Annotated in this window: 17 protein-coding genes and 1 tRNA gene; 6 read left to right on the plus strand and 12 right to left on the minus strand. The window is 67.2% G+C overall.

Translation table 11 applies throughout. The features are described from left to right. Positions 1–62 precede the first annotated feature (62 nt). The 4 genes from D457_RS0100320 to rplJ form a co-directional block, all read right to left on the minus strand. Positions 63–3,941 carry a DNA-directed RNA polymerase subunit beta' gene (locus D457_RS0100320; protein WP_017578646.1) on the minus strand — a complete coding sequence of 1,293 codons (3,879 nt, stop codon included), beginning with the start codon at positions 3,939–3,941 and terminating at the stop codon, positions 63–65. A 34-nt stretch (positions 3,942–3,975) separates the two neighbouring features. After that, positions 3,976–7,443 carry a DNA-directed RNA polymerase subunit beta gene (gene rpoB, locus D457_RS0100325; RefSeq protein ID WP_017578647.1) on the minus strand — a complete coding sequence of 1,156 codons (3,468 nt, stop codon included), beginning with the start codon at positions 7,441–7,443 and terminating at the stop codon, positions 3,976–3,978. Positions 7,444–8,230: 787 nt separating this feature from the next. Continuing rightward, positions 8,231–8,614: a 50S ribosomal protein L7/L12 gene (gene rplL / locus D457_RS0100330; RefSeq protein WP_017578648.1), complete on the minus strand. Its 384-nt coding sequence runs from the start codon at positions 8,612–8,614 to the stop codon at positions 8,231–8,233. 97 nt (positions 8,615–8,711) lie between these two features. Next, positions 8,712–9,239, minus strand: a complete 528-nt coding sequence (gene rplJ / locus D457_RS0100335; protein ID WP_017578649.1) for a 50S ribosomal protein L10 — start codon at positions 9,237–9,239, stop codon at positions 8,712–8,714. Between the two features lie 323 nt (positions 9,240–9,562). Between rplJ and D457_RS0100340 the strand changes: the two genes are divergently transcribed. The 3 genes from D457_RS0100340 to D457_RS0100350 all read left to right on the plus strand — a co-directional run bounded on the left by D457_RS0100340 (position 9,563) and on the right by D457_RS0100350 (position 12,263). Continuing rightward, entirely contained in the window at positions 9,563–10,354 is a 792-nt protein-coding gene (locus tag D457_RS0100340) for a LolA-like protein (protein WP_017578650.1), read from the plus strand. A 58-nt stretch (positions 10,355–10,412) separates the two neighbouring features. Further along, entirely contained in the window at positions 10,413–11,285 is an 873-nt protein-coding gene (locus D457_RS0100345) for a hypothetical protein (protein ID WP_152514093.1), read from the plus strand. A 135-nt stretch (positions 11,286–11,420) separates the two neighbouring features. Then, positions 11,421–12,263, plus strand: coding sequence for a LolA-like protein (locus D457_RS0100350; protein ID WP_017578652.1), 843 nt, complete (start codon positions 11,421–11,423; stop codon positions 12,261–12,263). Positions 12,264–12,363: 100 nt separating this feature from the next. Here D457_RS0100350 and rplA read toward each other — a convergent pair whose 3' ends face one another. The 5 genes from rplA to D457_RS0100375 all read right to left on the minus strand — a co-directional run bounded on the left by rplA (position 12,364) and on the right by D457_RS0100375 (position 15,325). Next, positions 12,364–13,041 (minus strand): 50S ribosomal protein L1, encoded by a 678-nt coding sequence (gene rplA, locus D457_RS0100355; protein ID WP_017578653.1) that lies wholly within the window; start codon positions 13,039–13,041, stop codon positions 12,364–12,366. Between the two features lie 88 nt (positions 13,042–13,129). Then, positions 13,130–13,558, minus strand: coding sequence for a 50S ribosomal protein L11 (gene rplK / locus D457_RS0100360; protein ID WP_017578654.1), 429 nt, complete (start codon positions 13,556–13,558; stop codon positions 13,130–13,132). 294 nt (positions 13,559–13,852) lie between these two features. Then, positions 13,853–14,665 (minus strand): transcription termination/antitermination protein NusG, encoded by an 813-nt coding sequence (gene nusG / locus D457_RS0100365; protein ID WP_017578655.1) that lies wholly within the window; start codon positions 14,663–14,665, stop codon positions 13,853–13,855. Between the two features lie 226 nt (positions 14,666–14,891). Further along, entirely contained in the window at positions 14,892–15,146 is a 255-nt protein-coding gene (secE, locus tag D457_RS0100370; protein WP_017578656.1) for a preprotein translocase subunit SecE, read from the minus strand. Positions 15,147–15,252: 106 nt separating this feature from the next. Continuing rightward, positions 15,253–15,325, minus strand: a tRNA-Trp gene (locus D457_RS0100375). A gap of 227 nt (positions 15,326–15,552) precedes the next feature. Between D457_RS0100375 and D457_RS0100380 the strand changes: the two genes are divergently transcribed. Further along, positions 15,553–16,761: a pyridoxal phosphate-dependent aminotransferase gene (locus tag D457_RS0100380; protein WP_026116176.1), complete on the plus strand. Its 1,209-nt coding sequence runs from the start codon at positions 15,553–15,555 to the stop codon at positions 16,759–16,761. A gap of 139 nt (positions 16,762–16,900) precedes the next feature. Continuing rightward, a complete protein-coding gene (locus tag D457_RS0100385; RefSeq protein WP_026116177.1) occupies positions 16,901–17,944 on the plus strand; it encodes an adenosine deaminase in 1,044 nt (347 codons plus the stop codon). 576 nt (positions 17,945–18,520) lie between these two features. Here D457_RS0100385 and D457_RS37410 read toward each other — a convergent pair. Beyond that, on the minus strand, positions 18,521–18,730 hold the full coding sequence (locus tag D457_RS37410; RefSeq protein ID WP_083926622.1) for a DUF3060 domain-containing protein: 210 nt from the start codon (positions 18,728–18,730) through the stop codon (positions 18,521–18,523). After that, complete coding sequence (locus D457_RS0100395) at positions 18,730–19,323, minus strand: TMEM165/GDT1 family protein (RefSeq protein WP_026116178.1); 594 nt, start codon at positions 19,321–19,323, stop codon at positions 18,730–18,732. Before D457_RS0100395 ends, D457_RS37410 begins: the two co-directional genes overlap by 1 nt. Before the next feature lie 416 nt (positions 19,324–19,739). Here D457_RS0100395 and D457_RS0100400 point away from each other — a divergent pair, with 416 nt between their 5' ends. After that, the gene (locus D457_RS0100400) at positions 19,740–20,048 is read left to right on the plus strand and encodes a hypothetical protein (RefSeq protein ID WP_017578661.1); all 309 of its coding nucleotides are present in this window, start codon (positions 19,740–19,742) and stop codon (positions 20,046–20,048) included. Between the two features lie 42 nt (positions 20,049–20,090). Here the strand turns inward: D457_RS0100400 and D457_RS0100405 are convergent, their stop codons facing one another. Then, positions 20,091–21,167 carry a UDP-N-acetylmuramate dehydrogenase gene (locus tag D457_RS0100405; protein ID WP_017578662.1) on the minus strand — a complete coding sequence of 359 codons (1,077 nt, stop codon included), beginning with the start codon at positions 21,165–21,167 and terminating at the stop codon, positions 20,091–20,093. Positions 21,168–21,205: the final 38 nt, after the last annotated feature.

Genomic DNA, 21,205 nt, shown 5'->3' on the forward strand with positions numbered 1-21,205 from the left:
CCACCCCCGGAGTGGGGATGGCTGACCGCCGCCGTCAGCTCAGCCAACGTTCAGGTTGGCGCTTACCGGTTGTACGGCCCGAAGTCGTACTCCTCCAGCGGAACGGCCTCGCCCGATCCCTGACCGAAGGTGTACTCGCTCGGCTCCTCGTAACCGGAGACCGAGTACATCGAGGCCTTGGCCTCCTCGGTCGGCTCCACCCGGATGTTGCGGTACTGCGGAATACCGGTACCGGCCGGGATGAGCTTACCGATGATGACGTTCTCCTTGAGGCCGAGCAGCGGGTCGCTCTTGCCGTGGATCGCGTTCTCGGTCAGCACGCGGGTGGTCTCCTGGAAGGAGGCCGCCGACAGCCAGGACTCCGTGGCCAGCGAGGCCTTGGTGATACCCAGCAGCACCGGACGTCCGGCGGCCGGCTGGCCGCCTTCGGACACGACGCGTCGGTTGATCCGCTCGAACTTCGGACGCTCGACCATCTCACCGGGCAGAAGCTCGGTGTCGCCCGACTCCAGGATGTTCACTCGCTTGAGCATCTGGCGGACGATGATCTCGATGTGCTTGTCGTGGATGGACACACCCTGCGACTTGTACACGTCCTGGACCTCCGACACGAGGTGCTGCTGCACCGCGCGCGGACCCTGGATGCGAAGCACCTCGTGCGGGTTGATCGCACCCTGGATGAGCTGCTGGCCGACCTTGACGTGGTCGCCGTCGCTCACCAGGAGCTGCGCACGCATCGGGACCGGGTAGGCGATCTCGTCCGTGCCGTCGTCGGGAATGACGACGATCTTGCGGCTCTTCTCGGTGTCGTCGATCCGGATCCGGCCCTCCATCTCGGAGATCGGGGCCATACCCTTCGGGACACGGGCCTCGAAGAGCTCCTGGACACGGGGCAGACCGTGCGTGATGTCCTGACCGGCCGAACCACCCATGTGGAAGGTACGCATGGTCAGCTGGGTACCGGGCTCACCGATGGACTGGGCCGCGATGATACCGATCGCCTCACCGACGTCCACCGGCTTGCCGGTCGCCATGGAGCGGCCGTAGCAGGTGGTGCAGACGCCGATCTTCGCCTCACAGGTCAGCGACGAGCGGATGCGCACGCGGGTGACCCCGTGGGCGACCAGCTTGTCGATGTTCTGCTCGGAGGTGTCGGACAGGGCCGGGAGCACGAGGTTGCCCTCGGGGTCCAGCGTGTCCTCGGCGATGGTCCGGCCGAAACCGGTGTTCTCGACGTTGTGCTTGCGCACGACGACACCGGCGGCGTTCTTCTCGCCGATCTCGTGCCAGAGCGAACGGTCGGTGCCGCAGTCGATCTCACGGACGATGACGTCCTGCGCGACGTCCACCAGACGACGGGTCAGGTAACCCGAGTCGGCGGTACGCAGGGCGGTGTCGGCCAGACCCTTGCGCTGACCGTGCGTGGAGATGAAGTACTCCAGCACGGACAGGCCCTCACGGTAGGAGGACTTGATCGGACGCGGGATCGTCTCACCCTTGGTGTTGGAGACCAGACCACGGATACCGGCGATCTGGCGCACCTGCATCGGGTTACCACGCGCACCAGACTGGACCATCATCCACACCGGGTTGTCGGCGGGGAAGTTGTCCTCCATGTCCTTGGCGACCTCGGCCGTGGCCTGGGTCCACACCTCGGTGAGCTCCTGGCGGCGCTCGTCGTCGGTGATCAGACCGCGGTCGTACTCCCGCTGGATCTTGTCGGCCTTGCGGTCGTAGCCACCGAGGATCTCGGCCTTGCGCGGAGGCGCGACGACGTCCTCGATACCGATGGTCAGACCGGACCGGGTGGCCCAGCGGTAACCGGCGTCCTTCAGGGCGTCCAGGGTCGTGGCGACCTGGACCTTGGGGTAGTTCTCGGCGAGGTCGTTGACCAGGACCGAGACCTGCTTCTTGCCCACCTGGAAGTTGACGTACGGGTAGTCCACCGGGGTGGCCTCGTTGAAGAGGTACCGGCCCAGAGTGGTCTCCAGGACGTAGACGTCACCCGGCTCCCAGCCCTCCGGCGGCGTCCAGTCCTTGGGCGCGGGAGCGCCGTCGGCGATACGCAGTCGGATCTTGGCCTGCAGGTCCAGGGCGCCCAGGTCGTAGGCCATGATGGCCTCGGCCGGGGAGCGGAAGGCACGGCCCTCACCGGCGGCGCCGGCGCGCTCCGTCGTCAGGTAGTACAGACCGATGATCATGTCCTGGGTGGGCATGGTCACGGGCTTGCCGTCGGACGGCTTGAGGATGTTGTTGGTCGCCAGCATCAGCAGTCGCGCCTCGGCCTGAGCCTCGGCGGACAGCGGAAGGTGGACGGCCATCTGGTCACCGTCGAAGTCCGCGTTGAACGCGGTGCACACGAGCGGGTGGATCTGGATGGCCTTGCCCTCGACCAGCTGTGGCTCGAAGGCCTGGATGCCCAGACGGTGCAGCGTGGGAGCACGGTTCAGCAGAACCGGGTGCTCGGTGATGACCTCTTCGAGGACGTCCCACACGACGGGGCGAGACCGCTCCACCATGCGCTTGGCGCTCTTGATGTTCTGCGCGTGGTTCAGGTCGACCAGGCGCTTCATCACGAACGGCTTGAAGAGTTCCAGAGCCATCTGCTTGGGCAGACCGCACTGGTGCAGCTTCAGCTGCGGGCCGACGACGATGACCGAACGGCCGGAGTAGTCGACTCGCTTACCGAGCAGGTTCTGACGGAAACGACCCTGCTTGCCCTTGAGCATGTCGGACAGCGACTTGAGCGGACGGTTACCGGGACCGGTGACCGGGCGACCGCGGCGGCCGTTGTCGAACAGCGCGTCGACGGCCTCCTGCAGCATCCGCTTCTCGTTGTTGACGATGATCTCGGGCGCACCGAGGTCCAGCAGCCGCTTGAGGCGGTTGTTCCGGTTGATGACGCGACGGTACAGGTCGTTGAGGTCGGAGGTCGCGAAGCGGCCACCGTCCAGCTGCACCATCGGACGAAGGTCCGGCGGGATGACCGGGATGCAGTCCAGCACCATGCCCATGGGGCTGTTGGTGGTGTTGAGGAACGCCGAGACGACCTTGAGCCGCTTCAGGGCGCGGGCCTTCTTCTGGCCCTTGCCGGTGCGGATGGTCTCCCGGAGCTTCTCCGCCTCCTCGTCCAGCTCGAAGTTGGACAGGCGGTCCTGGATGGCCTGGGCGCCCATGCCGCCACGGAAGTACTTCCCGAAGCGGTCGCGCATCTCGCGGTAGAGCATCTCGTCGCCCTCGAGGTCCTGGACCTTGAGGTTCTTGAAACGGCTCCACACCTCGTCGAGGCGGTCGATCTCGCGCTGGGCGCGGTCGCGCAGCTGGCGCATCTCACGCTCGGCGCCCTCGCGCACCTTGCGGCGGGCGTCGCCCTTGGCACCCTGCTCCTCGAGCTCGGCCAGGTCGGCCTCGAGCTTGCGGTGGCGCTCCTCAATGGTGGAGTCGCGGCGCTGCTCCAGGTGCTGCTTCTCGACCGAGATCCGTGCCTCGAGCGACTGCAGGTCGCGCTCACGCGCCTCGGTGTCTACCCACGTGACCATGTAGGCGGCGAAGTAGATGATCTTCTCGAGATCCTTCGGCGCCAGGTCCAGCAGGTAGCCCAGGCGGGAGGGCACGCCCTTGAAGTACCAGATGTGCGTGACGGGAGCGGCCAGCTCAATGTGGCCCATCCGCTCACGGCGCACCTTGGCACGGGTCACCTCGACGCCGCAGCGCTCACAGATGATGCCCTTGAAGCGGACGCGCTTGTACTTACCGCAGTAGCACTCCCAGTCCCGGGTCGGACCGAAGATCTTCTCGCAGAAGAGTCCGTCCTTCTCGGGCTTGAGGGTTCGGTAGTTGATGGTTTCGGGCTTCTTGACCTCGCCGTGTGACCACTGGCGAATGTCGTCGGCGGTGGCGAGGCCAATCCGCAGCTCGTCGAAGAAGTTGACGTCGAGCACTTAATTCGTCCCCTGCTCTCGAATCCCGCGGAAGTTAGACCTCTTCGACACTGCTCGGCTCTCGCCTGCCCAGGTCGATTCCCAGTTCTTCCGCGGCGCGGAAGACGTCCTCGTCACTGTCCCGCATCTCGATGGACATACCGTCACTGGACAGCACCTCCACGTTCAGACAGAGCGACTGCATCTCCTTGATGAGCACCTTGAAGGACTCAGGGATACCCGGCTCAGGGATGTTCTCGCCCTTGACGATGGCCTCGTAGACCTTGACGCGACCCACCACGTCGTCGGACTTGATGGTGAGCAGCTCCTGGAGCGCGTAGGCGGCACCGTAGGCCTCCAGCGCCCAGACCTCCATCTCACCGAATCGCTGGCCACCGAACTGCGCCTTACCACCCAGCGGCTGCTGCGTGATCATGGAGTACGGGCCGGTGGAGCGGGCGTGGATCTTGTCGTCCACGAGGTGGTGAAGCTTCAGGATGTACTTGTAGCCGACGGAGATGGGCTCGGCGAAGGGCTCACCGGTGCGGCCGTCGAACAGGCGGGCCTTGCCGTCCTCGTTGATGAGGCGGTTGCCGTCCTTGTTCGGGCGGACCGACTGGATGAGACCGCTGAGCTCGTCACCGTGCAGGCCGTCGAAGACCGGCGTGGCCACGCGCGAGTTCGGGTCGACCTCGGCCGCTCCGATCGCGTGCAGCGACTTCTGCCACTCCTCCTCGACCCCTTCAACCAGCCAGCCGTTCTTGGCCAGCCAGCCCAAGTGGACTTCGAGCACCTGACCGACGTTCATTCGGCCGGGGACGCCCAGCGGGTTGAGGATGATGTCGACGGGCGTGCCGTCCTCCAGGAAGGGCATGTCCTCCTGGGGCAGGATCTTCGAGATGACGCCCTTGTTGCCGTGACGGCCGGCGAGCTTGTCACCATCGGTGATCTTGCGCTTCTGGGCCACGTAGACGCGGACCATCTCGTTGACGCCGGGGGCGAGCTCGTCGCCCTCGTCGCGGCTGAAGACGCGGACGCCGATGACCTTGCCGGTCTCGCCGTGCGGCACCTTCAGGGAGGTGTCGCGGACCTCGCGGGCCTTCTCACCGAAGATGGCGCGCAGCAGGCGCTCCTCCGGGGTCAGCTCGGTCTCGCCCTTGGGCGTGACCTTGCCGACGAGGATGTCCCCGTCGACGACCTCGGCGCCGATGCGGATGATGCCCCGGTCATCGAGGTCGGCCAGGACCTCCTCGCTGACGTTGGGGATCTCGCGGGTGATCTCCTCCGGGCCCAGCTTGGTGTCACGGGCGTCGACCTCGTGCTCCTCGATGTGGATCGAGGAGAGGACGTCGTCCTGCACCAGGCGCTGGCTGAGGATGATCGCGTCCTCGTAGTTGTGGCCCTCCCAGGACATGTACGCCACGAGGAGGTTCTTGCCCAGCGACATCTCGCCCTGGTCCGTGGACGGACCGTCGGCGAGGACCTGCTTGACCTCGATGCGCTGACCCTCGTGCACGATGGGTCGCTGGTTGAAGCAGGTGCCCTGGTTGGAGCGCTGGAACTTGCCCATGCGGTACGTCTTGCGCGTGCCGTCGTCGGCCATGACGGTGACGTAATCGGCGGTGACGTCCTCGACGACACCGGCCTTCTCGGCGATGACGACCTCACCGGCGTCGGTGGCGGCGCGGTACTCCATGCCGGTGCCGACGAAGGGCGACTCGGCGCGGAGCAGCGGCACGGCCTGGCGCTGCATGTTGGATCCCATGAGCGCGCGGTTGGCGTCGTCGTGCTCCAGGAACGGGATCATGGCAGTGGCGACCGACACCATCTGGCGCGGCGACACGTCCATGTAGTCGACCTCGTCGGTGCTGACCTGCTCGAACTCCCCGCCCTTACGGCGGACGAGCACGCTGGCCTCGGCGAAGGTGCCGTCCGGCTTCATCGGGGTGTTCGCCTGCGCGATGACGTAGAGGTCCTCTTCGTCAGCGGTCAGGTAGTGGACCTCGTCGGAGACCTTGTTGTCGATGATCTTGCGGTACGGGGTCTCCACGAAACCGAAGGAGTTCACCCGGCCGTAGGCGGCGAGCGAGCCGATCAGACCGATGTTCGGGCCTTCGGGCGTCTCGATCGGGCACATGCGGCCGTAGTGGGACGGGTGCACGTCTCGGACTTCGAAGCCCGCGCGCTCACGGGACAGACCGCCCGGACCCAGCGCCGAGAGGCGGCGCTTGTGGGTCAGACCCGCGAGCGGGTTGGTCTGGTCCATGAACTGGGACAGCTGCGAAGTGCCGAAGAACTCCTTGATGGAGGCCACGACGGGACGGATGTTGATCAGGGTCTGCGGCGTGATCGCCTCGACGTCCTGGGTGGTCATCCGCTCGCGGACGACGCGCTCCATCCGGGCCAGGCCCAGACGGACCTGGTTCTGGATGAGCTCGCCGACGGTGCGCAGGCGACGGTTGCCGAAGTGGTCGATGTCGTCGGTCTCGACCGGGCGCATGCCCAGGACGGTTTCCTTCTCGATCTCACCGGCGTGCAGGCGCACGAGGTAGTCGATGGTGGCGACGATGTCCTCTTCGGTGAGGGTCCCCTGGGTGAAGTCGGTGTCGAGGCCGAGCTTCTTGTTGATCTTGTACCGGCCGACCTTGGCCAGGTCGTAGCGCTTGGGGTTGAAGTACAGGTTCTCCAGCAGCGCCTGGGCCGACTCCTTCGTGGGCGGCTCTCCCGGACGCAGCTTGCGGTAGATGTCCAGCAGCGCGTCGTCGGTGCCCGCGGTGGGGTCCTTCTCCAGGGTGTTGCGGATCGACTCGTACTGGCCGAAACGCTCCAGGATCTGGTCGGTGGTCCAGCCGAGCGCCTTGAGCAGGACGGTGACGCCCTGCTTGCGCTTGCGGTCGATGCGGACGCCGACGAAGTCGCGCTTGTCGACCTCGAACTCCAGCCAGGCACCGCGGGACGGGATGACCTTGCAGCCGAAGAGGTCCTTGTCCGAGGTCTTGTCGACGGAGCTGTCGAAGTACACACCCGGGGACCGGACCAGCTGGGAGACAACGACGCGCTCGGTGCCGTTGATGATGAAGGTGCCCTTGACGGTCATGAGCGGGAAGTCGCCCATGAACACCGTCTGGCTCTTGATCTCACCGGTGTCGTTGTTGATGAACTCCGCCGTGACGAACATCGGCGCGGAGTACGTCATGTCCTTGTCCTTGCACTCCTCTTCGGAGTACTTGGGCGGCTCGAACCGGTGATCCCGGAACGAGAGGGACATGGTGCCCGAGAAGTCCTCGATCGGGCTGATCTCCTCGAAGATCTCTTCGAGACCGGACTGCTCCGAAACGTCCTTGCGGCCGGCGTTGCGGGCCGTCTCGACCCGCGTCTTCCACGTGTCGTTGCCAAGCAGCCAGTCGAACGACTCGGTCTGCAGGGCAAGAAGGTTGGGAACCGCGAGGGGTTCCTGAATGCGAGCGAAAGAAACGCGGTGCGGACCAAGGGCGTTAGCGGAGGCGTTGCGCGAGGCTGCCAACAGGGGTCCTTCCGAAGGCTTGTGGCGGTTGAAGCGCGCACGCCAGACGATCCGTCACGAGAAGGACCGCCGCAACGCGGTTGAGACGGTCACATCGAGCGGGAACGGGCCTTCCGGATTCCAGAAGAATGGGATGGCGGAAGCCGAACTCCGACACAGGGATCACCAAAGGGCAGCGCAAAAGAGCAGTGTAGCCGAACACCACACCGCTGTCCACTCACGGTCCACAGCGCCACTCACGACACCGGCAGGATCACCCCTGAAGGGCGATCCGTCAAGCCCGCTCCCCGGGAGGGAGCCCTGGACCATCAAGGTGAAACAGCGCGCCTGCCCTGGCCCCACGGGGGATGTGAGCCAACGGACACCCGGAAAGGTTCCCCCGCCCAAGGCGGGTAAACACTCTGCCCGGGGCCCGTCAAGATTCCCGGGACGGGAGATTACCGCGTCCAAGGGACAGTTCGCACACGCGCACCCGGGGTTCCCCCGCTCGGACCGCCCCAGCTTCGCACATCGCCCAGGTCACGACGGTTCAGACACGGCGTCGTTCACGACAAACGGGACGTCGGACCACGGTGCGCGGGGACGTTCGGGCGCCGAGCACCGGACCGGAACGGCGGGGGTTCCCGGCAGACCGAATCCCGGGGTGTCAACGGCGGGCCCACGGCACGTCCCCGCTACCGACGAGTACACGCTCCAGCGACCCCAGGACACAGGAAAGCGGCCGCCCCTCCCGGAGGAGGAACGGCCGCTTCACGCAGACCAGCGGGCATCTGAGGCCCGCGGAGGACTACTTGAGGGTGACGGAGGCGCCAGCGCCCTCAAGAGCGGCCTTGGCCTTCTCCGCGGTCTCCTTGTTGACGCCCTCGAGGAGCGGCTTCGGGGCGTTGTCGACGAGGTCCTTGGCCTCCTTGAGGCCCAGGCTCGTGAGGCCGCGGACCTCCTTGATGACCTGGATCTTCTTGTCGCCGGGGCCCTCGAGGATGACGTCGAACTCGTCCTTCTCCTCCTCGGCGGCCGGGGCGGCACCGGCGGGGCCGGCGGCGACGACGGCGGCCGGAGCGGCGGCGGTGACGTCGAACTTGTCCTCGAACAGCTTCACGAACTCGGAGAGCTCGAGGAGGGTCATCTCCTCGAACGCGGCAAGCAGGTCCTCGTTGCTGAGCTTCGCCATGATGCGATCTCTCTTTCTCTAACGACACGCGCGCCCGACGGCGCATCGTGCGAGCCAATGGCCGGGCGCCGTCGGCACCCGCCGTGGTTCATGGGGTTTAAGCGGCTTCCTCGTTGCGCTTGTCCGCCAGGGCCTGCGCGAGACGCACAGTCTTGGACGGGAGCGCCTGGAAGACGGCGGCGGCCTGGCCCTGCTTGGCCTTGAGCGCACCGGCCAGCTTCGAGAGGAGAACCTCTCGGGACTCCAGATCGGCCAGCTTGGTGACGTCCTCGGCGCTCATCGACTTGCCGTCGATGATGCCGCCCTTGATCACCAGGGGCGAGTTCGCCTTCGAGAAGTCACGCAGACCCTTGGCGGCCTCGACAACGTCCCCGTGGACGAAGGCGATGGCGGACGGGCCCTCGAGCAGATCGTTGATCTGCTCGTCGACGCCGGCCTCCTTGACCGCGATCTTGGTCAGCGTGTTCTTGACGATGCGAAAACGCGTTGTCTGACCGAGGCTGCGGCGCAGTTCAGAGATCTGCGCGACAGTGAGCCCCCGGTATTCGGTCAGCACGGCGCCGTTCGACTCACGGAACTCGTCCGTGAGTTCGGCGACCGCAGCTGCCTTGTCCGGCCTCGCCATGGGACTCCTTCCAACAGTGAACGCTGGTTGACTCCCAAGGACTCCACGATCGGCGTCAGCACGAGAAAAAGCCCCGAGCGCGAGGCGCACGGGGCACGACCGCGTTCTCAGTACGTGGCTGGCACGCTCCGGAACGGGAAAGCTCTGGTGACACCTGCGCGGGCGCCCATCTATGGGTCCTTAAGGCCACCCGAGCGGGTGACTACCAGCGGTCTTCGGCAATTACTGATACTAGCCGACCGCGGGAGTGCTTTGGCATGCGGTCTGATACGGATACGTATGACCGTCGCCACCTCCCCCGCGCAGAAGGAGCCTGTCGCCCCGTGGAGTCCCCCCGTTCCACCCCCGCCCTCGCCTGCGCCCTCGCCCTCGCCGCGATCCTCACCCTGTCCGGGTGCGTGGTCTTCGGTGCCGCGGACCGGCCCTGGCACGAGGACGCCGACCCCGAGGCGCTGCTCTCGGCCATGGCCGACGCCACCGACAGGGCCAACAACTACACCCTGGAACTGGGCTTCGGCCCCGGCTCACCGGGCAGGCTGGAGGGCTCCGAGGGGCCGGACGGTTCGGGGACGCGTCTGTCCTACGAGGTCTCGGACTCCCCCGCCGCGGTACGGGCCACCCTGACCCGCGCCGACAGATCGGAGCTGGTCGTGGTCTACCCGGAGGACGGCGAGGCCCTGCTGCACGACACCGGGGACCTGCTGGGCGCCCCCACCGAGTGGGTCCGGGGCGACGCCCTGCTGCCCGTGCCCGCCCCTGCCGAGGTGTTCGACCTCGCCTCCCTGTCCGCGCTGGTCGACCTGGTCGCCGGGATGGAGGGGGCCGAGGCGGGCCCTGCCGAGAGCATCGGTGGCGCCGAAGTCCTCCCGCTGACCGGGATCCTGCCCGCCGCGTCGGGCGACGCGGCCGCCGAGCGCGGCGCCGTCGCGCCTCTGCTCGGCGAGGACACCTCCGGGGCCCTGGACGTGTCCGTCTGGGTGGATCGGTCGGGCTTCCCGGTGCGTATGGAGTCCTCCGGTGAGGAGGCTTCGCTGTGGCTGGAGTTCTCCGACCGCGACCGGACCTCCTTCCACGTCCCCAACGGCGACGAGGTCAGCGAACCCGTGGCATCATGACCCGGCCGGGCGCTCCCCCTCCCTGACGCGCCCCTGGTTCAGAAAGCGAACATCCCCCGTGAGATCCCCCGTGCCCGCCCTGCTCACCGCGGGCTGCATCACCCTGTCCCTCGGCCTCGTCCTGAGTGCCTGCGGCTCCGCCGAGCCGGGGCCCGCCCCGGAGACCAAGGCGGCCGACGCCGCCGAGGAGCCCGCGGAGACCGCCCCAGTAGACGTCCCCGAGCTGTTGGAAGGGCTCACCGAGGCCTTCGGCTCGGTGTCCTCCTACACCGTCACGGCCGACGTCTCCGCGGACGGCCTGGAGGAGGGCAACCTGACCAGGACCGTTTCCTGCACGGTCATGGCCGAACGCGAGGCCCACCACTGCGTCAGCGAGATGCCCTACGCGGGCGAGCTCGCGATGGAGGTCTTCGAGGAGTACGGCAGCGTCCCCGAAGGGGCGACCGTGGAGAAGCTGGCCCGCAACGAGTACATCTCCCACGACGGGCTGATCTACATCAACGACTCGGACGGGATCTACGGGGTGGACACCCCATGGCTGCGCAGCGGGAACCCCGAGAGCTCGGTCTCCGTCACCATGCCCCTGGACTTCGAGGTGGCGGAGCTGTCCGACCTGGTCGACGCCCTGAGCACCCTGGGCGGAGCCGAGCAGGTCGGCACCAAGGAGGTCGACGGCGGCGAGGCCGCGGCGATCAAGGGAACGCTGGACGACGAGGGCCTGGCCGCCCTGTCGGAGGCCCAGCGCGAGTCCCTGCACACCCTGCTCGGCCGGACGCCCGAGGAACTGGCCGTGACCCTGTGGGTGGACGCCGACGGTTTCCCCGTGCGGGTGGAGCTGTCCGGCGACGGTTCCGAGGGCGTGATGGAGTTCTCCGAGCTGGGCAGCGCCTCCTTCGACCTGCCCGCGGAAGACGAGGTTACCGTCCGGTGAGGAACTGATGTCGATCCTCGCGTCTGGCGGAACAGGGTGCCCGGAATGTCCGCCGAAGGTGCGAGTATCGAAACCCCAGGGCGTTCTCTGCCTGAAACGCCTTGGCTCCCCCACACAGAAAGCGAAAATTCCCCCGTGCAGACCCGCGCACCGGCCGTGATCGCCGCCGCTTCGCTCTCCCTGGCCCTCGCCCTCACCGCCTGCGGCAACGACGCCGCTGAGGAGGAGAGCACCACCGAGGAGGCAGCCGAGGAGACCTCCGCCGAGGAGTTGCTGGCCAACCTGGACTCCGCCACCGACGGGATCGACAACTACACCCTGGAGATCGAGTCCGTCGCCCTCGACCCGGATCTGGGGGACACCTCCGTCAAACTGGAGTACCTGATCATGGACGACCCGGCCGGGGCCCAGATGACCGCGGTGATGCCCTCCATGGGCGAGTTCATCCTGGATATGCTGGCCCTCTCCGGTTCTGCCCCCGAAGGCCTCACCGGCGAGGACCTCGGCACCAGCACCGCCATCATCCTGGAAGATCAGGACGTACTGCTGGCCGACCCGCACGGTTTCCAGGGCTCCGACACCCCGTGGGTCCGCGGTGAGACCCCCGAGGAGGCGGTCGACCCGACCGAGGACTTCGACATCACGGCGATCATCCCGGCGATCGGTGCCTTCTCCGGCATCGAGGACGTCGAGGAGGTCGGCTCTGAAGAGATCCACGGGGTGGAGACCACCGTCATCGAGGGTGTGCTGACCTCGGAGGGCATCGGCGCGCTGGGCGAAGCGGAGGGCGAGACCCTGGCCAACCTGGTCGGCGGGGTCCTCCTCGACTCCATGGACGCCAAGCTCTGGCTCGACGCCGACGGCTTCCCCATGCGCATCGAATTCGCCGACGCCGGTTCCGAGGGCGTGATGGAGTTCTCCGACATCGGCTCGACCTCGTTCGAGATCCCGTCCGAGGACGAGATCACCGACCTGTAGCCGACTCACCCGTGGAGTACCCCGCACACACGCGAGCGGCCCCCGCACTCCCGAAGGAGGCGGGGGCCGCTCGTTGTGTCACACGAGGACCGCGAAGGTCTTAGGCGTCGAGCGGGATGCTCGGACCCATCGTGGTGGTGACCACGGCCTTCTTGATGTAGCGGCCCTTGGCGGCGGACGGCTTGAGGCGGTTGACCTCGTCGATCGCGGCCTGGTAGTTCTCCAGCAGCTTGGTGTCGTCGAACGAGACCTTGCCGACGATGAAGTGCAGGTTCCCGTGGCGGTCCACGCGGAACTCGATCTTGCCGCCCTTGATCTCGGTCACGGCCTTGGCCACGTCCGGGGTGACGGTGCCCGTCTTGGGGTTGGGCATGAGGCCACGCGGACCGAGCACGCGGCCGAGGCGGCCGACCTTGCCCATGAGGTCCGGGGTGGCCACAACGGCGTCGAAGTCGAGGAAGCCGTTCTGGACCTTCTCGACCAGCTCGTCGTCGCCGACGATGTCGGCGCCGGCGGCCCGAGCCTGCTCGGCACGCTCACCGGTCGCGAAGACCAGGACCCGAGCGGTCTTGCCGGTGCCGTTCGGCAGGTTCACGGTGCCGCGGACCATCTGGTCGGCCTTGCGCGGGTCGACGCCCAGGCGCAGGGCGACCTCGACGGTCGCGTCGAACTTGACCTTGGTGGTCTCCTTGGCCAGCTTCAGAGCCTCGGCGGGGGCGTAGAGCCGGTCACGGTCCACCAGGTTGTTGGCATTGCGGTGGTTTTTGCTGCGCTTCACGCTGTTCTCCTACGGGAACGTGTGGTCATAGGGCCAGCGCTTGGCCCTGCCACGGTGGTTCTTACCGTCGAGCAGTCCCGCAAGGGGGCTACTTGACCTCGATGCCCATCGAGCGGGCGGTACCGGCGACGATCTTGGACGCGGCCTCGATGTCGTCGGTGTTGAGGTCGGGCAGCTTGGTCTGCGCGATCTCACGGACCTGGTCGGCGGTGATCGAACCGGCGGTGCTGCGACCCGGGTCGGTGGCGGCCTTGTCCAGACCAGCGGCCTTCAGGATCAGCCGCGGCGCCGGGGGCGTCTTGGTGATGAAGGTGAAGGAACGGTCCTCGTAGATGGAGATCTCTACGGGGATGACGTTGCCGCGCTGGGCTTCCGTAGCAGCGTTGTACTGCTTGCAGAAGTCCATGATGTTGACGCCGTGCGGACCGAGAGCGGTACCAACGGGCGGCGCCGGGGTCGCCTGACCGGCGGGGAGCTGCACCTTGACGAGTGCGGCAAGTTTCTTCTTCGGAGGCATATCGGGTCCTTTGCCTGATCTGCGTTGTGTGCCGGCCCCTGCCTCCCCCCACGGCGCCACAGGGTCACGTGGACCACGGCGGAGCCGCTGCCGAAGGAGGCTGACCGCGCCCGGGCACGGGGCCTGGGCACGGGGTCACGGCCCGTCGGGACCGGACGGGCCGGAGCGCGTTCCGCCCGGGTTCGCACCAGGGTGGGACACGCGACAGTAGGTCCGTCCCGCGAAGGACGGACCTACCAAGTCTACGTCGCCCGGGCAGTGGTCCGGGCGGCTTGTGGGGAAGCCCCCACGGGGTCAGATCTTGGCGACCTGGTTGAAGGAGAGCTCGACCGGGGTCTCGCGACCGAAGATCGACACCAGCACCTTGAGCTTCTGGGTGTCGGCGTTGATCTCGCTGACGGTGGCGGGCAGGGTCGCGAACGGACCCTCCATGACCGTGACGGACTCGCCGACCTCGTAGGCCACGTCCGAGCGGGCCTCGCCGCTGGCGGTCTTGGCCTGCTGAGCCTGCTCCGGCTCCTCCTCCGGCTCGGGCGCCAGGAGCTTGGCAACCTCGGTGAGGCTCAGCGGGGCGGGCTTGTTGGACAGGCCCACGAAACCGGTGACACCGGGGGTGTTGCGGATGGCCGACCAGGACTCGTCAGTCAGGTCCATGCGGACGAGGACGTAGCCGGGCAGGACCTTCTCGGTAACCTGCTGGCGCTTGCCGCTCTTGACCTCGGTGACCTCGTGCTCGGGCACCTCGACCTGGAAGATGTACTCCTCCATGTTGAGGGACTGGGTACGGCTCTCGACGTTGGCCTTAACCCGCTTCTCGTAACCCGCGTAGGTGTGCACGACGTACCAGTCGCCGGGCAGCAGGACGAGTTCGTTCTTGAATTCCTCGACGGGGTCGAGACGGGGCAGCTCGGGCTCCGCGTCAGCCTCTTCGGCTTCCTCGGTGCCTTCAGCGCTCTCGTCGGCCTCTTCGGCCGGTTCCGGGCTGTCGGCGTCGGTCGGCTCGACCGTTTCCTCGGACAGCTCGCCCGCCAGGCCGGTCTCTTCCGCCGACTGCTGAACCGGCTCCTCTTCGGGGAAGTCGTCAGAGGTCAGTGGGGACTCGGACACGGCTGCTCTTTCTCTCGTCGGATTCGCTAGTGCGCACGACGCACACCGAAAAGGCCGTGCGTCGAACCCAGTTCTGCCAGCTTACGGTCTCTCCGGGCGACGCGAGACCAACGCGCGGACGAGCGGAGCCTCGCGTGGCCGAATACAGGAGGCCGATCGGGAGACTCTGGTGATGGCGCCCACCGCCATCGTCAACGGCGCACAGGAGGCGCCGGAAAGCGGGAGGCTAGACGCCAGCAGGACGACCGAAGGTGGCGTAGAGCCAGGTCACGGCCTCACCGAAAGCGAAGTCCAGCAAGGAGACGTAGGCGAGGACGATCACGACGAACACCATGACGACGATGGTGTAGGTGACCAGTTCCTTGCGCGTGGGCCAGCGGACCTTGCGGAGTTCTCCGACGACCTGCTTGGTGAACGTCACCGGACCGGTACGACGCGTCGGCTCCTTGTCGGGCTTCGCGTCGGCGTCAGTCTGAGTCACCTGGGGTCCTTAGAGTCGCGGGCTGCTTCGTATCCCCGTAGTTCCGTTGTCCCGGCGTGTTCGGGACAGCGACTGATCGCCGTCCCGAACACCGCACGCGGACTTGCAGGGCAGGAGGGACTCGAACCCCCAACCGCCGGTTTTGGAGACCGGTGCTCTGCCAATTGAGCCACTGCCCTTAGCGGAAACTGCGTTCCCCACCATAGCCGGTCCGGAGTGCTGTCGCACACCCCGCGGGGTGTGACGCCCGTATAACGACCGGCCGACGCGGATGAGTGTACGCCCTTCCCGCAGCTCGAACCAAACCGGTTTCCCGGGGAGCCGGTACTGCGAAGGTGACCTTCCCCGCCGGGAGAAGTGACTTTCCCCCCGGCAGGTCCGGGGAGCACGTGACACCATGGGAAACATGACTGACCGACCCCGTGTCTCTGCACGTATCAGCGCCATCTCCGAGTCCGCGACCCTCGCGGTGGACGCCAAGGCCAAGGCCATGAAGGCGGAGGGCCGTCCTGTCATCGGCTTCGGCGCGGGGGAACCGGACTTCCCGACCCCCGACTACATCGTGGACGCCGCCGTGGCCGCCGCCCGTGAGCCGCGTTTCCACCGCTATACGCCCGCCGGTGGCCTTCCCGAGCTGAAGAAGGCCATCGCGGAGAAGACCCGGCGCGACTCCGGCTACGAGGTCGAGCCCGCCCAGATCCTGGTGACCAACGGCGGCAAGCAGGCCATCTACGAGGCCTTCGCCGCCATGCTGGACCCGGGTGACGAGGTCATCGTGATCGCCCCGTACTGGACCACCTACCCGGAGTCCATCAAGCTCGCGGGCGGTGTCCCGGTCTTCGTCGTCACCGACGAGAGCACCGGATACATGGCCGGTGTGGAGCAGCTGGAGGCCGCGCGCACCGAGCGCACCAAGGTCCTGGTCTTCGTCTCGCCGTCCAACCCGACCGGTGCCGTCTACCCGCGCGAACAGGTCCGCGCCGTCGGCCGGTGGGCCGACGAGCACGGGCTGTGGGTGCTGACCGACGAGATCTACGAGCACCTGGTCTACGGCGACGCCGAGTTCTCCTCGCTGCCCGTCGAGGTCCCCGAGATCGCCGACCGCACCGTCATCGTCAACGGCGTCGCCAAGACGTACGCGATGACCGGCTGGCGCGTGGGGTGGATCATCGGCCCGAAGGACATCATCAAGGCGGCGAGCAACCTGCAGTCGCACGCCACCTCCAACGTCGCGAACGTCTCGCAGGCCGCCGCGCTGGCCGCCGTCTCCGGCGACCTTACGGCTGTCGAGGAGATGAAGAAGGCCTTCGACCGCCGCCGCCAGACCATCGTGCGGATGCTCAACGAGATCGACGGCGTCGTGTGCCCCGTGCCCGAGGGTGCGTTCTACGCCTACCCCTCCGTGAAGGGCGTGCTCGGTAAGAAGATCCGCGGGAAGACCCCGCAGACCTCCACCGAGCTCGCCGAGATCATCCTCGAAGAAGCAGAGGTCGCCGTGGTGCCCGGTGAGGCCTTCGGGACCCCCGGCTACCTGCGCCTGTCCTACGCGCTCAGCGACGAGGACCTGGTCGAGGGCGTGAGCCGCGTCCAGAAGCTGCTGGCCGAGGCCGAGTAGGCCTGCCCGTAACAGCGCGCCCCGGGTCGACCGCCAGTGCCGACGCCCCGGGGCACTTTCGTGTCTTGTGCGTTCGTGTTTTCTGTGGTGTTGACCATTCCGGTCCCGCCCGGTGCCCTTCATACGGCAGGCTTACGTCATGGAGACACCGACCACCGCTCGCCGATTGGACCGGCTGCCCAAAGCGCACCTGCACCTGCACTTCACCGGCTCGATGCGCCACGACACCCTCGTGGAGCTCGCCGAGGAGCGGGGGGTCCACCTCCCCCAGGCCCTGGTCGAGGAGTGGCCGCCCAAACTGCGCGCCACCGACGAACGCGGCTGGTTCCGCTTCCAGCGCCTCTACGACATCGCCCGCTCCGTGTTGCGCAAGCCCGAGGACATCTATCGACTGCTCCTTGAAGCCGCCGAGGACGAGAAGGCCGCCGGTTCCGCCTGGTTGGAGATCCAGGTCGACCCCAGCGGCTACGCGGCGCTCTTCGACGGGCTGACCGCGACCCTGGAGCTGATCCTGGACGCCGCCCGCGCCGCCGAGCGCGACACCGGGGTGCACATCGGCCTGATGGTCGCGGCCAACCGCACCCGCCACCCCCTCGACGCCCGAGCCCTCGCGCGCCTAGCACGCCAGTACGCGGGCAAGGGAGTGGTGTCCTTCGGCCTGAACAACGACGAACGCCGCGGCCGCGCCCGCGAGTTCGAGGCCGCGTTCCGCATCGCCAAACGAGCCGGCCTGCTCTCCACACCCCACGGCGGCGAACTGAACGGCCCCCGCAGCGTCCGCGAGTGCCTGGACGAACTCGACGCCGACCGCATCGGCCACGGGGTCCGCGCCATCGAGGACCCCTATCTCCTCGAACGCATCGCCACCCAGGAAGTCACCCTGGAGGTCTGCCCGACCTCCAATGTGAGCCTGGGCGTCTTCGAGGAACTCGACCACGTCCCCCTGCGCAAGCTCTACGAGTCGGGCGCCCCGATCGCCCTGGGCACCGACGACCCCCTGCTCTTCGGGCCCCGCCTCGTCGAGCAGTACCGGATCGCCCGCGAGGTCTTCGGCTTCTCCGATGTCGAGCTGGCCGACCTCGCCAGGATGTCCATCCGCGGTGCCGGGGCCCCGGACTCCCTGAAGAAGGAGCTCCTCTCCGGAGTCGACCACTGGCTGGCCTCCGACCCCACCGAAAACTGATCGAAGCAGGACTGATCCGAACCCCGTAGCGTGCCGCTCAGACCAGCCCCGTTGCGGGGCCAGGCCCGGAGCTCACCGGGCCCAGTGTCACGGGGCGGCGGTGGAAGCCGCCCCGGTCCGGACGACAGGTGCGGTGGTGGGGTTCGGATTCATGAGCGGCCTCATAGACCCGCTCAGCATTGGACACCCCAGGCCGATTGGCGTCATGGGGCTTGGTGAACGCCGCCAGCGCCTTCTCGATCAACTCCGCATCAGCGTCCGCGCCCAGGTCTGTCCGCTGCTTCCGAAACCCCCTCATCCCCGATGATCTTGCTACCAGAAGCAAGTTCGGCGCTGATTTCGCTCCTGGTAGCAAGATCATCTTCGAAACGGGGACCGAAACTGTGCTCGGGGGGTGGCGGGGCGCGGTTGTGGTTCGCCGGTACGGGTGACCGGCCGCGACACGGGAACCGGTGCGCGCGGGGCTAGGGAGTCCGGGGCCTTCGCTGCCGCTTTTCGTTGCTCACCTCGACCGGCCGCGACACGCGAACCATTCCGCGCAGCCCAGGAGAGAGTTCCCAGCTGGAAGGGCTCTGGTCAGTTCTGGGAGGAGATGTCGTTACCGGTGCCCTCGTCGTCGATTTCGGGGCTGCCGTCGTCGTAGGTGATCGTGTTGTCCGAGCCCTCGTCGTCGATTTCACGGACGGTGACCATGTTGACGGTGTTGCGGTCGCCGGTGATTCTGACTCCTCCTGGGCAGGGCGGGCACTGGCGGAGGAGGGAGGGCCACTGTAACCCGGGGAGCATCAGGCGAGGAGCATCCACACGCCTTGGCCGAGCATCGCGGCTCCGGCGACGAAGAACAGGACCGCGGCGCCGATCTGGATGACCCGCTCGGGGAGCTTCTTGCCCAGGACCGCTCCGAGGGCGATGGCAATGGCGTCGGCGGCGACCATCCCGATGGTGGAGCCGATCCAGACCGGGAACCAGTGGTACTGGGTGCCCACGGTGATGGTGGCCAGCATCGTCTTGTCGCCGAGTTCCGCCACGAAGAAGACCAGGACCACGGTCATGAAGCCGGAGCGAATGCGGCGGGAGGCGGCGCGTTCCTCGTCCTTGTCGGTCATCTCGTCGCCGCGCAGGGTCCACAGACCGAAGATGAGGAAGGCGAGACCGGCGGCGAGGGTGAGCCAGTCGGTGGGGATGGCGGCGCCGAGGACCTCGGCGATGAAAACGCTGCCCAGGTGCACCACGGCGGTGGCGACGGTGATGCCCAGGATCACCGTGAGCACGCGGTAACGGGTCGCCAGGGACATCGCGACCAACTGGGTCTTGTCACCCATTTCGGCGATGAAGATGGCCGCGGTGCTCACGCCGAGCGCAATCATAAAGGCTGACATACTACTCCTACTGTCCGTGATGGGCAGAAGGAGGCGGAGAACGCCCCTTCAACCCGGTCGTTTCCTACCGGGTCAAAGGTCTCGTCCGCCCTGACGCTGGGGGCTTTCGCACCTCTCAGCTGGGCTCACACGGCCGGGACGACTGCGTCCAGTATGTCGACCGCGCACATTGGGGACTACTCCCCTTCGACGCTTAAGACATTACCAGAACTATTTTCCATCGCAATTCATTGAAGAGTCGAATTGCTTTATGAGGCTTACCCAAAAAACGTGTTAGGTGCACCTAACTCATTTTTTCGCCATACCGCCCTGACCTGAACTACACGAGTGGCGCGCGAGTGGGAGCTGTTACGTCACAGTGCCGGGGCTCGCGCCTGGATAGACTCGCGTGCCCACTGACATAAGGAGATCCCCCGATGCACCGCCCCCCGGCCCTCACAGCAGGAGCGGTACTGGCCGTGCTACTCCTAGTCGGCTGCTCATCGCAGAGCTATGACCAGGACGCGCACCGCGACCTGATCGAGGCATACGGGCTCGAGGTCCACGACATGGACGCCGTGACCGAGTTCTCCGAGTCGACCTGCGACGCCACCAGCGCTGGCGCCTGGACCAACGGCTACATGGACTCCGAAGGCGACGCGGGACTCCTCGTCATCGCTGTGGAGCAGATGTGCCCCGAACGCCTGGAGGAGTTCGAGGAGGCACTCGAACCGTACGGTTGGTGACCGGCCCCCGCCACTGGCTCACAGGTTCACAGGTTCACAGGTTCACAGGTTCACGCCGAGCATCACCGGCTCGTTGACCAGGCGCACCCCGAAGGCCTCCTCGACCCCGGCGCGCACCTCGCGGGCCAGGTCGAGCAGGTCGGCAGTGGTGGACCCGCCCGGGTTGGTCAGGGCGAGGGTGTGCTTGCCCGAGATCCGCGCGGGGCCGTCGCCGTAGCCCTTGGTGAAACCGGCCCGGTCGATCAGCCAGGCAGCGGAGAGCTTCACGTTGCCCGCGTCGTCCGGGTGTCCGGGGATCTCGGTGTCCGCGCCCAGGCGCTCGGCGGCGCGCTCGCGGAAGGCCGCGTACTCCTCGGGGGACAGGACCGGGTTGGTGAAGAAGGATCCCGCGCTGCGGGTGTCCGGGTCAGCGGGGTCCAGGACCATGCCCTTGCCCTTGCGCAGTCCCAGGACCACCTCGCGTGCCTGGTCGAGCGGCACCCGCTCCCCCGCCTCGACACCCATGGCGCGGGCGACCTCGGCGTAGCGGACCGGGCGGCTGAGCGGTCCCCGGCGCAGCTCGAAGACGACCTCGCACACCACGTACCGGTCGTGGCCCTTGAAGGTGCTGTCGCGGTAGGTGAAGCCACAGTCGGTGTTGGACATCGTGACCAGCTCGCCTGTGGTGCGGTCCAGGACCAGCACCTCGCGGATGGTCTGGCTGACGTCCTGGCCGTAGGCGCCCACATTCTGAATGGGGGTGGAGCCCACCCGGCCGGGAATGCCGGAGAGGAACTCCACGCCGTTGAGCCCCTCGGCCACGGTCCGCTCGACCAGCGGGTCCCACTCCACACCCGCGTCCGACCGCAGCAGGACGATCTCCTCGCCGGTCTCCGGGTCGGTCCCGGCCGCGGCCGTGGTGACGCCCTGGGAGGCCACCAGGATGACAGTGCCGGGGAACCCGTCGTCGGCGACGACCAGGTTGCTGCCGCCGCCGAGCACGAGAACGCGCTCACCCGAGCGGTCGGCCTCGGTGACCAGGCTGACCAGCTCGTCGGTGGAGCCGGCGGTCCGGAAGGCTTTGGCTGGACCGCCCAGGCCGAGGGTGGTGTGGTCGGCGAGCATCGTGGACACGGGCATACCTCTTGGGAAGGGAGCGAACGCGGATGTGGGGTGGG

It is taken from the genome of Nocardiopsis valliformis DSM 45023, assembly GCF_000340985.1.
GTDB lineage: Bacteria > Actinomycetota > Actinomycetes > Streptosporangiales > Streptosporangiaceae > Nocardiopsis > Nocardiopsis exhalans.

Bases quoted from the DNA above. Each gene is read 5' to 3' on its own strand.
- rplL (WP_017578648.1), bottom strand. From the start codon at position 8,614: ATGGCGAAGCTCAGCAACGAGGACCTGCTTGCCGCGTTCGAGGAGATG.
- rplJ (WP_017578649.1), bottom strand. From the start codon at position 9,239: ATGGCGAGGCCGGACAAGGCAGCTGCGGTCGCCGAACTCACGGACGAG.
- rplK (WP_017578654.1), bottom strand. From the start codon at position 13,558: ATGCCTCCGAAGAAGAAACTTGCCGCACTCGTCAAGGTGCAGCTCCCC.
- D457_RS0100380 (WP_026116176.1), top strand. From the start codon at position 15,553: ATGACTGACCGACCCCGTGTCTCTGCACGTATCAGCGCCATCTCCGAG.
- D457_RS0100385 (WP_026116177.1), top strand. From the start codon at position 16,901: ATGGAGACACCGACCACCGCTCGCCGATTGGACCGGCTGCCCAAAGCG.
- D457_RS37410 (WP_083926622.1), bottom strand. From the start codon at position 18,730: ATGCTCCCCGGGTTACAGTGGCCCTCCCTCCTCCGCCAGTGCCCGCCC.
- D457_RS0100395 (WP_026116178.1), bottom strand. From the start codon at position 19,323: ATGTCAGCCTTTATGATTGCGCTCGGCGTGAGCACCGCGGCCATCTTC.
- D457_RS0100400 (WP_017578661.1), top strand. From the start codon at position 19,740: ATGCACCGCCCCCCGGCCCTCACAGCAGGAGCGGTACTGGCCGTGCTA.
- D457_RS0100405 (WP_017578662.1), bottom strand. From the start codon at position 21,167: ATGCCCGTGTCCACGATGCTCGCCGACCACACCACCCTCGGCCTGGGC.